The organism is Mesobacillus subterraneus (assembly GCF_023715485.1).
Taxonomy (GTDB): Bacteria; Bacillota; Bacilli; order Bacillales; family Cytobacillaceae; genus Mesobacillus; species Mesobacillus subterraneus_B.
The window spans coordinates 30,965-46,401 of the sequence record NZ_JAMBOF010000013.1 but is presented as its reverse complement, the minus strand read 5'-3'; the positions used below and the strand labels follow the sequence as shown (position 1 = coordinate 46,401).

Here is a 15,437-nt window from a genome sequence, read left to right as displayed (position 1 = left end):
TTAAAGTGAAAGAGGCTCATCAACATGATCGAATTGAAATACTTTACAGAAGGTGACATCCCAAAACTTATAAGCTGGATTGATAGTCCTGAATTTTTACTGCAATGGAGCGGGACAGGATTTACCTATCCGCTGACTCATCAACAGCTCATTAAGTATTTGGGTGAAGCCAATAAAGAAGATTCAGAGATTCAGGCTTTTAAGGTTATTCACGTTGAATCATCGAAGGTAATCGGGCATATTTCGCTCGGTTCAATCAATCCCCATAATCGGAATGCGAGAATGTGTCGAGTTCTAATTGGTGATGAGGAGATGAAAGGAAAGGGCTTAGCTCCTATCATGGTCAATAAGCTTTTAAATATAGCTTTTGTACAATTTGGACTTCATAAGGTGAGCCTTGCTGTATATGATTTCAATACCTCAGCTCTTAAACTCTATCAGAAAATGGGTTTTCGAACAGAGGGTTTGATTAGAGAAGCATCAAGAATCGGGAACGATTTTTGGAGTTATCATGAGATGAGTATTTTGGATCGAGAGTGGAGTTCAGCATTAAATGGAAATGGGAGGGAGAACCTTGGAAAATTTGACGGTGATTGAAAGAGAAATAATATCCCATATAGATGCAAATCAACTAATGGATTTTAACAGGGAAATTGCCAAAGAGGTAAGGCTGTCAGGATCTGAAGAAGAGCTTCGTGCGTTCAAGTTTGCCCAAAAGACTTTGGAAAGCTTTGGGCTAGAGACTGAACTTTCTTTTCACGAAGCGTACATTTCTCTTCCACGTAAAGCTAGCTTAAAGGTTGGGGATATCGATGTGCCTTGTATTACTCACTCAATGGCACCGTCCACCATAGAAGGCGACTTATTAGGAGAATCGGTTTATATTGGTGATTATTCAGATGATAAGCTTTCTCTTTGCAAGGGCAAAATATGTGTCGTAGAAGGGATTGCAAGTCCAGAAGTTATAGCAAAGCTTAGTGGTGCTGGAACTCTTGCCGCCGTCTTTATAAATGGACCTTATACACATGAAATGATTGTTTCAACTGTTTGGGGAAGTCCCACTGCCGAAAATATCTCACAAATGCCGAAGATTCCTGTCGTTTCAGTAAATGATGACTCTGGTGAAATCCTAAAAAAGTCGATTTCTGAAGGGAAGAGCCAGGTAGAGTTACATACCGAGGTTGAAACGAAATGGACAGCAATCCCAACTTTAATCGCCGAAATTAAAGGGGAAGAAGAACCAGAGCATTTTGTCTTATTCAGTGGCCATATCGATTCGTGGCATTACGGAGCAATGGATAACGGGTCTGCGAATGCGGCCATGCTAGAGGTCGCAAGAGTGCTGTCAAAATATAAAGAGCACATGAAACGATCGATTCGTTTTGCTTTTTGGTCAGGACATTCTCATGGCAGATATGCTGGTTCACAAGCCTACTGTGATAAGCATAGGGAAGAAATCCACGAGAATTGCGTCATGCATTTCTATGTTGATTCTGTCGGAGGCAAAGGAGCTACTATACTTAGCGAGAGTAACTGTATGAGTGAAACTAAAGATATTGCGTCTCTCTATGTGAAGGAATTATCCGGCCAGGATTATATTGGAAGCAGATATGGAAAGTACGCTGACCAATCTTTTTGGGGAGCAGGAGTTCCTTCCTTGTATATGGGAATGTCCGAACAACGATTATCTAATGACCCGATGTCCCAAAAAGTGTTTCAAGTATTTGCGGGAAAGGAGGCAGGAGGGTTCGGTTGGTGGTGGCATACAGTTGAAGACACAATCGATAAAATCGATCCGGACAATTTAAAGCGCGATTGTAAAATCTATGCTCTCTCAATCTTTAAAGTTTTATCCGATCCTATTGTGCCAATCAACCAACTGGCTGCGGTTCAAGAAATTAAAGATACGATTAAAAACTATCAGGAAGTCGCAGGAGATAAAATAAATCTCGATTTAACGATGGAACGCTTAAATGAACTAGAGGAAGTTCTTACAAAGGCTCAATCTAATCTTTTGTCTTCGGGTCTGTCGATTGAAGATCGGAAAGAACTGAATAAGAGAATTATGGGAATCTCTCGCAATCTTGTTCCTCTTAATTATGTAAGTACTGATATTTTTGAACATGATGCAGCTATTGGTTTATTACCAATTCCCGCACTTTCCTCGATTAATAGAATTGCTACATTGGAGAAGGGTACGCATGAATATTATTTGTTGAGCACATCTCTAATTAGACAGATTAATAAAGTGAATTATTTTATAAAAAATGCGCTTAAAGAAGCTTACAACTTATTAACTGTTAATAAAAAAAGGAGTGGGAATTATGTCGGCAATTAAAAATAAAATCGTTATTATTACAGGAGCTAGCAGCGGGATCGGTCGTGCAACTGCTATGAAATTAGCAAATGAAGGAGCGAAAATTGTTCTTGCTGCCAGGAGAGAAGAACTAATGCAGCAGCTTGCCGAAGAAATACAATCACTTGGCGGCACAACTGTTTATAAAGTAACTGATGTCACTTCACTGGAGCAGGTTCAAAGTTTGACTGATTTCGCACTGGAGCAATTCGGTCAAATTGATGTGCTTTTCAATAATGCTGGAATCATGCCGCTTTCGTACATGAAAAATAATAGAGTAGGAGAATGGGATCAAATGATAGACGTCAATATTAAAGGAGTCCTACATGGCGTAAGCGCTGTCCTCCCTCATATGCTTGAAAGAAACAGTGGTCATATCATTACGACCTCTTCAGTTGCCGGACACGGGATATTCCCTTCAGGAACAGTTTATTGTGCAACAAAGTTTGCTGCAAGAGTGATAATGGAGGGACTGAATAAAGAATTGACGAAATCGAATATCAGAACCACCACAATCTCACCAGGAGTTGTTGATACAGAGCTCGTAGATTTGATTGTTGACCCAGAAGTGAGACCAATCTTTGAGAATCCTGAACTTCCTTCAATTAAAAGCGAGGACATTGCCAACGCGGTATTTTATGCTTTATCACAACCAGCAACAGTTGCTGTAAATGAAATCATCATTAGGCCCACAAATCAGGGATGATTTTTCTCAACGCACACTTCTTGAATTAATCATCGTTTATGAACAGGTACAGAAGGATTGGCGTGATTCGAGAACAATCAATTACTCCCCACATCGAGAGAATAAAGTAGCTGTATCACAGAAAGCAGGTCATTAAGACTTGCTTTTTTATTTTCTTACAGGAAAATCCGCTATTTTTCCCGAATAGATAACGAGTGAATCTGCTATAAGATTTTATGTTAAGTTAGAGGAGGAGGAAGTCTTATCAATGCAAAACTCATACCCTTAGTCGCAGGGCTGATATCAGGGATCGTCCTTGGGCTTTTTTTAAAAATCATCCAATCTATAACAAACCTTAAAGTGTATACCTTATTGCTAAATGTTGATTATGTACCAATCCTAAAAAATATCGAATTGACTGAAATAGTTGAGTTTGGTTTGCATATGGTGATATCAATAGTGCTGGCCTACGTGATTAACTTTTACATAATCAGAAAGGAATTAGGAAAAGAATCAATATATCACTTTGTTATTAGGTATAGCTTAATCGTTGGTTTGCTGCTATTTCCCACAACGGTTCTATCAGAACGGACACCCTCAATCACAAATACATATGCTTTTCTATTTTGGATGGTGGGTCATTGGATTTATGGCTTGGTTTTAGGGAGAGTTTTATCAAAAAAGGAAGGAGAGAGGTTTTGAAGAAAAAGTACTTTGGGCAATAATAAGTGCCCTTTGGAATTAGGCCCTTACCTAGGCGTAGATAATAGAAAAATCATTAAAAAAACCAGGAGACTAAGCTCCTGGCATTTCGTTAATCTGCTTCTTCGAATGAAAGGTGAATTTGTTCTTACCAGCTCTTTTTGAAACATATAGTGCGTCATCAGCGTAACTGATGACGGTAAAAGGATCTATATCATGATCGGGCCAAACTGCACCGCCGATACTGCATCCGACCTGAAGTTTAGCATCGGCTATGTCATATGGTTTGTTTATATGTGTGATTAGTTTGTTTGCAACTGACGCAAGAACATGTTCAACAGATTCACTTGGAGTCTCGACTACGACAAGGAATTCATCACCGCCAAGCCTGAAAATAGTATCTTTTTCCCGTGTGATTTCTTTCAGCCTGCATGCTACTCCCTGGAGAAGTAGGTCCCCAATATGATGTCCATATGAATCGTTGATTTTTTTAAACCCATCCAAATCTAAATACAAGAAAGACAGGGAATTGGAGTCAGTTCTGGCCTGTTTTATAAATTGATCGAGAGCGACACGGTTTCCGAGTCCGGTCAGAAGGTCGTGGTGGGCCAGGTTTTCCATTTTTCCTAAATTGGATTCTGTACGTACCAAAGAATCTACCAAATCCCTAAGAGAGCCTGAAAGTAGTTCAAGGTCCTTGATTCCTTTAATAAAAGGGATAGGGGTTTCTTTGCCGAGTCTTAAGCTGTGGGCGGCTTTTGATATTTTCCTTAAAGGATTTGTGATGAACCCGGCAAGGAGCCAGCCGATGATGGCAAAGGTAACTGCAGTTATTGTACCCAGTTTGATTATATAAGATTTTAAGTTTTCGACAGGGGCAAATGCATTCTCCTCGGGGATGCGGACTATAACTGTCCATCCCAGTCCTGAGTAATCATGATGGCCGTCACCGACCGCAAAGCCAGTTAAATAGCGCTTTCCATCGGGCCACTTTTCCACCAGCCAGCTATTTTCACCCTTTCTTGCATTATGTACACTATTGAGTTCAAGTACTGTCCCAGTCATCTCGCCTGGTCCAAGGAGCACGGTATTGTCTGTTTTACTCACTACAAAGACTTCTGCTCCACTTAATTCATCCTTTAGAGGCTCGACAATCTCATCCTGAACCTGCCTCGACCACTCCCAGCTGAGATGCGCTGCCAAAACACCTGTGAAATTCCCTTTTTCATCCGTTAACGCCTTACTGATGTCAACAAATTGCATCGGCTCTCCAGATGGATTTGGCAAGAGGTTTGCCAGGAGAACCGCGTTATGCACGTCTCCTATAAATGTCCCGTTTTTACCTTCCTGGTAAACTGGTCGCTTTGAAATATCAGAACCTACCAGAATTTTGTCCGATGCCGCGATGACCGTCCCATCTGCATTGGTGAGACCAATCCAAGAAAATACAGGGATACTAGCTTTCAATTGGTCTAACAATGACTGCGCTGCTGTGATGTCATGTGGGGAGTGAATGTCACCTATTTGGCTGAGAACTTCTACTTCTCCAACTCGTGACCACATGAATGAATCTAGCTTATCTGCCATATGATACGCTGTAGTGGATAGGCTGTTTCCAATTTCTCTTTTGATTGTATCACCTGATTGCTTGCTGATTGTTATGCTCAACAGCATCGTAAGTGCAATGATCATGATACCAAAAAATAGAGCCATATAGGCTCTCAGGTTAATCTTCATATAAGTAAATCCTTTCGTTCTGCAAAACTTAAATCTCTACATAGTTATTTCGACAAATTTTACGCTTTTTCAATAGATACTAAGAATTTTTTTTTATTGATGACGGCAAATGGGGAGAAGCATGATCATTAATGCCGATCTTCAAAAAATAGTTTGCTTGTGGAAGAATTTTAACGGTTGTCTGTGAATTGCCCGAAAAGGTTGAATAAGTGGAGAAACGGTAAAAGCAAGTGCTCTGTATTGCCCGAAAAGTCGAGCCAAAAGCAAAAATGGTAAAAGCAGGTACTCTGTATTACCCGAAAAGTCGAGCCAAAAGCAAAAAAGGTAAAAGCAAGTGCTCTGCATTGCCCGAAAAGTCGGGCCAAAAGCAAAAACGGTAAAAGCAGGTGCTCTGCATTGCCCGAAAAGTCGAGCCAAAAGCAAAAACGGTAAAAGCAGGTGCTCTGCATTGCCTGAAAAAGCGAGACGAAAGCAAAAATGGTAAAAGCTGGTGCTTTGCATTGCCTGAAAAGGCGAGACGAAAGCAAAAATGGTAAAAGATGGTGCTGAATTAAGAAGGTTGAAAAAAGGGCACAAGACTAATAATCCAATGCCCTGACAGTTATTTCTATTATTAATGTCGACTTTGTTGTGTAAATCTTACTCTATAAAAGAGTAGGGGAGTAACCTTGAATCTAACGGTTATTTGGAAAGACGATTCCGTATTAATGCAGTTATCCCAAGTAAAATAACTGCAGCAATAGTGAGCTTAATGAGAGAAATTTGTTCACTCAAAGGTGTATGGGTGGAGCGAGCGGAAGAATAAATCGACCACCAGACAGGTTCTTCATATAGAGTTGATGCAATAATCCAAAATAATAAAAAAACGGAAATTGAAAGCAAATAAATTTTCACCATTTCACCTCTAAAACGGAGCATTTAATGTTGATCGCTCTCCTTAATGACTTCCATATAAAAACCGATAGCTTTTAAATAGTTATCAATACTAATATGTTCGTTCGTTCCATGCATCCTTTTCAGGTCTTGTGATGTCAGCTGGACAGGCAAGAAGCGGTATGTGTTTACAGCAATACTGTCATAATGCTTTGCATCCGATCCGGCAAACATCAAATAGGGAGCAATGACTGCGTCATCATAGATATTCTTCGCGCTTTGCTGGATGGTCTGGAAATGCCAGCTGTCAACGGAGGAAACTCCGGAAGCTTCAGAGCCGTTTAGGGTTACTTTGATATCCTGATCATCAATGGTTTTTTCGATATAATCCTTCACTTCCTTCAAAGAATCTCCTGGCATAAGGCGGAGGTTGATGATGGCCGATGCTTTTTCTGGAAGGGCGTTGTATTGCTCGCCAGCCTGAAAAATCGTTGGCGCGATGGTCGTCCTGATTAGAGCTGCAGATGCCGGCTGCCGCAGAAGGATTTTTTCAATCACGGGTTCAAAGATGAATTTATTGGCAAAAACGTATTTCATCCCGAAGCTCATTTCAGGAGCGACAAACTCGAATAAATCCTCACCTGGTCCTTTTAAGTCGGCAGGGAACTGGGTTTCCTCAAGCTTGGCGATCGCTCTGGCAATCCTGCCGATATTTGTTTGGTCTTTTGGCTGAGATGAATGACCGCCGCTTCCTTCGATTGACAGTTCAGATGTAACAGATCCTTTTTCGGAGATACCAACCACGCCGACGGGCTGGTCAACACCAGGAACCATGTTCTCAACAATGGCTCCGCCTTCATCTAAAACAAAATCAAATTGGATGCCTCTTGACTCAAGCGTGCTGACAATCTTGGCAGCACCTTCATCTCCGCCGATTTCCTCGTCATGTCCAAACATAAAATAAAAATCCCGCTCAGGCTGATAACCCTGGCTGAGCAAGTGGTCAACTGCTTCGAGTATCCCGATGACACCGACTTTATCATCCAATGTACCTCGGCCCCAAATCTTTCCGTCAGCGATTGTTCCGCTGAAAGGACCATGTTCCCATTTTCCCTCTGTCCCTTGAAGGACTGGGACGACATCATAATGGCTTGTTAATCCGATGGGGAGTTTATTCACGTTTGTTCCTTTCCATTTATAAACGAGGGCATAACCATTTACTTTTTCCAACTCAAGCTGTTCATGTATTAGCGGGTAGCTCTGTTCCAAAAAGGAGATGAAGCGATCGAATTCTTCCAGGTCCATTTTGTTGCGGTCCTGATAAGAAATCGTTTTAAATTGTATTGCTTTAGAAAGGGTATCAATTGCATGGTTTTCTGCAATGGTGCTGTTGAATGGCTCGGATACTGGCTGGCGTGTTTCCAAGGAGAGGGCATTAAACATGGTGATAATGATGAAAAGAAGGAACGTGCTGACGAGGATGGATAGAGCGATTTTTTTCATATATAGGTTACACCTCCGGAAAATTCTTTTGAAAAAAGCCTCCGGTTTCCCAGAGGCTGTTGATTAGACGATTTCAGGTGCATGCTGTTGTGCTTCAGGCTCAGGCACGAACGCCAGAATGACCATTCCGATAACAAAAAGGATGACGAGACTGAAAACACCCATGCTTGAATTGCCGGTTAATTGTGCTGTTAATCCGACCATAAGCGGTCCCATGATTGACGCGAATTTTCCAAAGATGTTATAAAAACCGAAGAACTCGTTTGCATTTGCTTTCGGCACCAGCTTTGCAAAGTAAGAACGGCTCAGTGCCTGGATACCGCCCTGTGATGTGGCAACGAGCATTGCCAGGATCCAGAAGTCTGTAGTTGTCTCCAGGAAGTAGGCGTAGATACAAACAAAGATATAAACGGTAATGCCGACATAAAGCATTTTTTTACCAGTGAATCGTTCGGACAATCTTCCGAATAAAAGGGCGAACGGCCACGCAACAACCTGGGTAGCAAAAAGAATAATTAGTAGGTTAGTAGAGCTGATTCCAAGGTCCGTGCCATATGCTGTTGACATCGTGATGATCGTACCGACACCGTCGATATAGAAGAAATAAGCTAATAAGAATAAAAATAATGCCCTGTATTTACGGATTTCCTTGAACGTCTTACCAAGACGTCTGAAGCTTTGCAAAACCATTTGCGGTTCACGTTCGATATAATGCTTCTGGTGAACATTTTTAAATAATGGGATTGAGAAAAGCCCCCACCATAGGGCTGTGATGATAAAAGCGGTTTGACTGGCTAAGGTCATTGATATCGGAAGGACCTTCTGCTGCGCTAAAATGATGATTGCAATACTGATGATAAACGGGATCGTACTCCCAATATAGCCCATGCCATAGCCGCGCGATGAAACTCTGTCCATCCTTTCATCGGACGTCACATCGACTATGAACGCATCATAGAAAACATTGGAACCGGTTGAACCGAGGACGGCGAGTGTATAGATAACCAGCAGCATAAGCCAATTACCGCTAGGCACAAATGCGAGCATTGCTGTAAAAGTGATTCCAAGCGTGAAGAAGATTGTGAAAAAACGCTTCTTCATTCCTTTGTAATCAGCAATTGTTCCCAGAATTGGGCCAATCAATGCAAGGATGAGGGTCGCAATCGCGATTGTGTAACCAAGATAGGCCGTCGAGTTCGCCAGGCTTACGCCAGCTTCAGTCGCAGAAGCTTTGTAGAACAGCGGAAACACAGCCGTCGAAATAATGATTGAGTAGGCCGAGCTGGCCCAGTCATAACGAATCCAGCTGTTCTCTTCTTTCGTAAAACCTTTCATCATTTTCCCCCCAATATATTGTAATTTCATCTTTGCTATTGCCCGTTAGTTCGTAATCCCCCTAGGAACCAAATCCATTTAGGTGAGATGAATCTTCTTCAACCACCCAAATAGTTACGAAATCTACTCATCTAGGATTAAATGTATTCAAACTAGAATAAATCTGCACAAACCAAGAATAAATCTGTACAAATCCGGACTAAAAATCAGCAAACTAGGATTAAATTCTTCCTTTTGCTAATATACTTCGCTTCTAACTCTTGCAGGACCTGCTTTTCAAGTGTTTAAATATCCAAAATTCCCTCTACGATCCGGCCGTCTGTATTCCCGAGGTCTAGTCCGAGCAAGCGGGCGAAAGTCGGGCCTTCGTCCACTAGGTGCATGGAGCGAATCGATATACCTGGACGGATGCCTTTACCTGCTGCGAAGAAGACTGTGTGGTAACCTTCCTTTTCTGGTGAATACCCGTGGCAGGCGAAGGTGTATTTCTTCGATTTTACATCCAGCTCGGTAACTTCTTCGATATATTCACCATCAAGAGCCTCACTGAAATAATATCCCCTTGCTGCCTCAAGCATTCTGAAAACTGTTCCATCAGCGCCTTTTGCGTTTGCTTCCTGGCCGGTGATGCAAGCTTCGATTCCATTGCTTGATGCTAGCATGAGCTCTGCCAAAAGCTCCGTTATCGCATTTTTTGTATCATGATCATTTTCATCCTTTAGGTAAACATAGGCGGAACCGTCACAGCTTTTGCAATAAGCTTTCCATTCAGTTACTTTGCCGGCAGGGTTCGTTTGGATAAGTCCTCGTTCTTTAAATAATACGTTCAATTTCACCACTTTAGACTCATCAAGTGCACTGTGGTCACCAAGAATAGCAATAGTTGCATTTTCATAAATTCCAGCATCTTTAATGGCTTCGATGATTCTGCCTAATCTCTGGTCATGGCGGTGGATTGCTGCTTGTGCTTCCTTAGAGGAAAAACCGTACATATGGCGCTGAGAATCCAAATCGACAAAGTGAACGAGCATCAGCCCGGGCTTCTTCGTTTTGATGGTTTCCACCGTAGATTCAAGAACGAAATCATCAAGCTCCGGCTGGCTAAGACCCTTGCGTACATGCCCGAATTTCGCGTTCATTTCGAGCTGGTATCTTGGACTGCCATTGAACAGCGAAACAGGAATCTGGTGCTGCCATGGACGGTTCGCGAAAATTTCAGGCATGTTGTAGTCAATGTCTGCTTTTGCGGTTACAGGCCATAATAAGGCTGCTGTTTTCATTCCGGCGTTTTTGGCTTCGTCGTAAAGGGTTGTCCCTTTTATATGTCTGCGATGCCAGTACCAGTCTGGTGAAGTCCTCCCAGGCTGGATAAAGGTATTGTTCACGATGCCATGCCGATTAGGCAGGTTTCCAGTCACGATCGTTGCATGGCACGGATAGGTGACTGAAGGGTAGATCGTCTCAACTTGTGTACAAAATGAGCTGTTTTCAATAAACTTTTTAAAGTTAGGAAGCTCCCTGAGCAATGGAACATCGTGCTCAGAGAGGCAATCGAATGATAGGACGATTAGGTGGTCTGTAAGACGGGTCATAGCGGCCTCCAAATGAAGTTCTTTAATATAAATATAGCAGAATATTTTGGGAAAAATAGCGAGAAATAATATTTGGAGGCTTTTCGACATCATTGTTAGCTGCTGTTTATCTTTTTTAAGCGAAAGGAATGGCGAGCAGAAGCTCGAATATATTCTTTAAGATAAATTGGGAGATGAGTTAAGTGGACAAAATCTATAAGGCGTTAGAAATTGCTGCGATGGCACACGAGGGACAATACCGAAAAAATACAAAAATCCCCTATATAGCCCACCCGGTTGCCGTGGGGATGATATTACAAAAGGCTGGTTACAGTGAGGAAATGGTAGCGGCTGGAATCCTGCATGACACGATTGAAGACACAGAATTGACTATCGCAGATATAGAGCGAGAGTTTGGAACAGAAATTGCTGCAATCGTAGCAGGCTGCTCTGAACCTGATAAATCATTATTCTGGGAAGAGCGTAAGGAACACACAATTGAGTTTTTGAAAACAGCACCTGTAGAAATCAGAGTTGTTGCCTGTGCGGACAAACTGCATAATGTCAAGTCGATCCGAACTGATGAAGAGCAAAATGGCGATACTGTCTGGACAAGGTTCCGGCGCGGAAAAGTACAACAGGAATGGTATTACAGAAATGTAATTGGAAGCCTGGGCTATGCTTCGAAATTTCCATTGCTTGAAGAACTGGAGTTGGAAGTTAATCGTTTATTTCAAATGAATTAGAAGTTGGGTGTTATACCCATGGCAGACTGCTTCTATTGCAGCTTGCCATGGGTTGTTTTATTTTTGGGATCTAAGTTAAGAAATCTGAAGTTCAATACCTTAATATAACAATTTGCTAAGCCATTAGTATGAAAATATCAAAGCAAACGCTTTCTTTAGAAAATTCTAATAATTTTAATTGACTGAATAATTCAACTATATTATTATTGTCCTCATAACATTTTTTCTTTCGTAAGACGAAGCGTCAAAGCGAAAAAGCGAAAATTGGGGGGATTCATCATGTCACAGATGTTAGCTTTAGTTATTGTTGTATTCATTTTATTGGTTGGTGATTTTGTTGCTGTAAGGACAAAGGCGTGGATTCCATCCATGTTCATCTCTGCTGTCCTGTTCCTCATCGGATACTGGACATTTTTCCCGAAAGAAATCGTCGCACTCGCTGGTGTGCCATCGGCTGTCGCGGTTATGATGATGTACTTGCTAATCACGAATATGGGAACCTTGCTTTCCCTCCAGGAATTAAAAAATCAATGGAAAACGATTGTTATAGCTTTATCTGGTATTTTAGGGATTGTCGCTGTTCTATTAAGTGTTGGTACGCTTGTATTCGGCTTTCAAACGATGGTCGTTGCTGTCCCGCCTTTAGTCGGTGGTGTTGTATCAGCCTTGATTATGTCTGAAGGAGCGAAGGAAGCTGGTCTTGCGTCTCTTTCGGTTTTCGCAATCGTGATTTATGTCATGCAGGGCTTTGCTGGATATCCATTAACTTCATTGGTATTGAAAAAAGAAGGAAAGAGACTGCTTACGCAATATCGTGAGGGCAATCTAGCTTCAGCGGAAGTGGCTGCTGCAGTTGAAACTACACCTGCTGTAGAGCTAAAGCTATTCAAAAATATGCCGGAAAAATATAATACTGATTTCTTCAAGTTTTTCAGACTTGCATTAGTGGCTTACCTTGCTTATCTTGTCTCGACACTTTTGGCTCCAGTCGTATCCGTTAGCCCGTTCGTTCTTGCGTTATTGTTCGGTGTCATCGCCACGAGTGCAGGTTTCCTTGAGAAGCAAGTATTGCAAAAGGCAAATGGATTCGGGATTGCGATTTTAGTTTTAATGCTATTTATCTTTGACGGACTCAAGCAGGCGACGCCGAGCATGCTTTTAGAAATCATAGTTCCGCTAATCGGGACGATCATTCTCGGGGTTGTCGGAATGTATATCTTCTCGTTCATCGCCGGCAAAATTCTGAAGGTCAGCAAGGAAATGGCTTTTGCAGTGTCATTGACTGCGCTTTACGGATTCCCGGCTGATTATATCATTACAAATGAAGTAATCAATTCACTGACAGAGGACGAAAAAGAGAGAGCTGCATTGACTAGCCACATGCTTCCTCCGATGCTCGTTGGCGGATTTGTGACAGTAACGATTGTATCAGTCGTACTTGCTGGTATCTTTGTAGGATTCTTGTAAGAAAAGAGGTAATGAGATTGCTAGATTTAAAAGAGCGTATTGAAGAGCATATCGATCAAATCAGTGAATTCACAGCAACTCCGGGAAAAGGTACGACAAGGCTTACTTACAGCCAAGAAGATCTTCAAACCAGGAATTATATTAAAAGTAAAATGAAAGAAAATGGGTTGAAGGTAAAGGAAGACGGTTTCGGGAACATTTTCGGCAAGCTGGAGGGAACATTGAAGGATGCGCCGAGTGTGATGATTGGTTCGCATTTTGATTCTGTACCAAACGGCGGCTCGTATGACGGACCGGCCGGAGTAGTGGCCGCACTGGAAGTAGCCCGACTTTTTGTGGAAAATAAGTTTACGCCTAAGTATCCTCTCGAAATTATTGCCCTTGTCGAAGAAGAAGGCTCACGATTTGGCGGCGGGCTGATGGGTTCAAGAGGGATTGTTGGCTTGCTGAGTAATGACGATTTTAGAAATCTGAAAGATAAAGATGGCGTTTCTACAGAGGAAGCAATGGCGAAAATCGGGCTTGATCCATCGCTTCCAAGAATAAGAGATCCCAAAACGATGAAGTCATTCCTGGAACTGCATATTGAACAGGGACCTATTTTAGAAGAAAAAAAGATTCCTGTAGGAGTTGTCGAAGCAATTGTTGGTTTGACACAGCTGGAAGTGACGATAAAGGGCCAAGCAGGCCACGCCGGCACGACTCCGATGGACCGCCGGGCAGACGCGCTTGTCACAGCAGCACAGATTATTGGGCAATTGCCTCAGTTCGCTGTTGCTGAAGGAGAAGGGACAGTCATAACAACAGGCCGCCTTAATGTTTTTCCGAACGGTGCAAATGTCATCCCTGATCAGGTTGTATTCTCTGTCGACATTCGCTCGGGGATGGAAAAAAATGTTCTCAATGTAATTGAGAAAACGAAAGAACTCATTGATTCTTTTAATAAAGATGGAATCGAAACTTCAGTTGAGCAGCTATTGTACATCCAGCCAAAAGAGCTGAATGCCGGCATTCGCTCCCTTTTAAAAGAAAAGAGTGAAGGACTGAATATACCATATTGCTCGATTAACAGCGGGGCAGGCCATGATGCGATGGTGTTTTCCGATTATACAGAGGTCGGAATGCTGTTCATTCCAAGTAAAGATGGCCTGAGCCATTGTCCAGAGGAGTGGTCTGATTCTGAGGATATCGCGAAAGCTGTACAAATCTTTTATGAAGCAGCTAAGAGCTTAACGGAGGCAGAATAATGATAAATCAAAAATTAAAAGAAGCTTTTATCGAATATAAAGATGAACTAACTGAATTACGGAGGAAGCTCCACAGCGAGCCGGAGTTGTCATGGGAGGAATACAAAACGACTGATTTTGTATGTGATTATCTCGATCAACTTGGAATCTCATACAGACGTGCTGAACCAACTGGCGTGATCGCCGAAATCAAAGGCGGGAAGCCAGGGAAGACGGTAGCACTGAGAGGGGATATGGATGCACTTTCTGTAGAAGAGTTAAATAAGGAGCTGCCATACGCCTCCGGAGAAGACGGAAAAATGCACGCATGCGGACATGATGCTCACACAGCGATGCTGCTCGTTGCGGCAAAGGCTCTTAATGAAATTAAAGATGAGCTGCCTGGGAATGTAAGGCTTCTGTTTCAGCCAGCAGAAGAAGTGGCAGAAGGTGCTAAAGCATTGGTCCAACAAGGTGCAGTGGAAGGTGTCGATAATGTTTTCGGCATCCATATCTGGTCGCAGATGCCTACACACAAGGTAAGCTGTACACCTGGTCCATCCTTCGCTTCAGCTGATTTATTTAAGGTCACTTTCAAGGGGAAAGGCGGGCACGGTGCGATTCCGCAGGCATGTATTGATGCAGCAATCGTTGCCTCATCCTTTGTCATGAATGTCCAATCTGTCGTTTCAAGAACGATTGACCCCCAGAATGGAGCAGTCCTGACAATTGGGAAAATGGTAGTAGGGACACGTTTCAATGTTATTGCCGAAAATGCAGTGATTGAAGGAACGGTGCGCTGCTTTGATCCCGCAACTCGTGACCATATTGAAGCGCAGTTATCGCATTATGCAGAAAGTGTCGCCGCTGTTTACGGAGCAACTGCCAAAGTGGAATATATTCGCGGAACTCAGGCTGTCATCAATGATGAATACAGTGCGTCGCTGGTCCAGAAGGTGGCGGCAGAAGCATTTGGTGAGGACGTGATTTTTCATGAGAAACCAACAATGGGCGGCGAAGACTTCAGCTTCTATCTGGATGAAGTGCCTGGCAGCTTTGCTCTTGTCGGAAGCGGAAACCCGGAAAAAGATACTGAATGGGCCCATCACCATGGCAAATTCAATATCGATGAAGAGGCACTTGCAACTGGGGCAGAACTGTACGCACAATATGCCTGGGCCTATTTGAATGAATAATAGATTATAAGTAAAAAAGAGGAGAACTGTAGCGGTTCTC

General features: G+C 42.5%; 11 protein-coding genes. 7 read left to right on the top strand and 4 right to left on the bottom strand.

The genetic code is table 11. From position 1 onward, the window contains the following. Nucleotides 1-24 precede the first annotated feature (24 nt). From M3204_RS17495 to M3204_RS17485, 3 genes are read left to right on the top strand one after another with little or no spacing between them, the layout of a single operon-like run. Complete coding sequence (locus M3204_RS17495) at nt 25-597, top strand: GNAT family N-acetyltransferase (protein ID WP_251484856.1); 573 nt, start codon at nt 25-27, stop codon at nt 595-597. After that, nucleotides 575-2,338, top strand: coding sequence for a M28 family peptidase (locus M3204_RS17490; protein ID WP_251484853.1), 1,764 nt, complete (start codon nt 575-577; stop codon nt 2,336-2,338). Before M3204_RS17495 ends, M3204_RS17490 begins: the two co-directional genes overlap by 23 nt. Continuing rightward, nucleotides 2,325-3,062, top strand: a complete 738-nt coding sequence (locus tag M3204_RS17485) for an SDR family oxidoreductase (RefSeq protein ID WP_251484848.1) — start codon at nt 2,325-2,327, stop codon at nt 3,060-3,062. The genes M3204_RS17490 and M3204_RS17485 overlap by 14 nt, the downstream gene beginning before the upstream one ends. A 774-nt stretch (nt 3,063-3,836) precedes the next feature. On the opposite strand, the gene M3204_RS17480 is transcribed toward M3204_RS17485, so the two are convergent. The 4 genes from M3204_RS17480 to M3204_RS17465 form a co-directional block, all read right to left on the bottom strand. Next, the gene (locus M3204_RS17480) at nt 3,837-5,480 is read right to left on the bottom strand and encodes a sensor domain-containing diguanylate cyclase (RefSeq protein WP_251484845.1); all 1,644 of its coding nucleotides are present in this window, start codon (nt 5,478-5,480) and stop codon (nt 3,837-3,839) included. Between the two features lie 918 nt (nt 5,481-6,398). Next, nucleotides 6,399-7,856: a M20 family peptidase gene (locus M3204_RS17475; protein ID WP_251484834.1), complete on the bottom strand. Its 1,458-nt coding sequence runs from the start codon at nt 7,854-7,856 to the stop codon at nt 6,399-6,401. A 63-nt stretch (nt 7,857-7,919) separates the two neighbouring features. Then, a complete protein-coding gene (locus M3204_RS17470; protein ID WP_251484832.1) occupies nt 7,920-9,194 on the bottom strand; it encodes an MFS transporter in 1,275 nt (424 codons plus the stop codon). A 281-nt stretch (nt 9,195-9,475) separates the two neighbouring features. Continuing rightward, a complete protein-coding gene (locus M3204_RS17465; RefSeq protein WP_251484830.1) occupies nt 9,476-10,783 on the bottom strand; it encodes an alkaline phosphatase family protein in 1,308 nt (435 codons plus the stop codon). A 182-nt stretch (nt 10,784-10,965) separates the two neighbouring features. Between M3204_RS17465 and M3204_RS17460 the strand changes: the two genes are divergently transcribed. From M3204_RS17460 to M3204_RS17445, 4 genes are all read left to right on the top strand, one after another. Next, complete coding sequence (locus M3204_RS17460; protein WP_251484827.1) at nt 10,966-11,508, top strand: HD domain-containing protein; 543 nt, start codon at nt 10,966-10,968, stop codon at nt 11,506-11,508. 279 nt (nt 11,509-11,787) lie between these two features. Continuing rightward, on the top strand, nt 11,788-12,975 hold the full coding sequence (locus tag M3204_RS17455) for a hypothetical protein (protein ID WP_251484824.1): 1,188 nt from the start codon (nt 11,788-11,790) through the stop codon (nt 12,973-12,975). Nucleotides 12,976-12,986: 11 nt separating this feature from the next. Further along, on the top strand, nt 12,987-14,222 hold the full coding sequence (locus tag M3204_RS17450; RefSeq protein ID WP_251484821.1) for a Zn-dependent hydrolase: 1,236 nt from the start codon (nt 12,987-12,989) through the stop codon (nt 14,220-14,222). Further along, the gene (locus M3204_RS17445; protein WP_251484819.1) at nt 14,222-15,397 is read left to right on the top strand and encodes an amidohydrolase; all 1,176 of its coding nucleotides are present in this window, start codon (nt 14,222-14,224) and stop codon (nt 15,395-15,397) included. The genes M3204_RS17450 and M3204_RS17445 overlap by 1 nt, the downstream gene beginning before the upstream one ends. Nucleotides 15,398-15,437 lie beyond the last annotated feature (40 nt).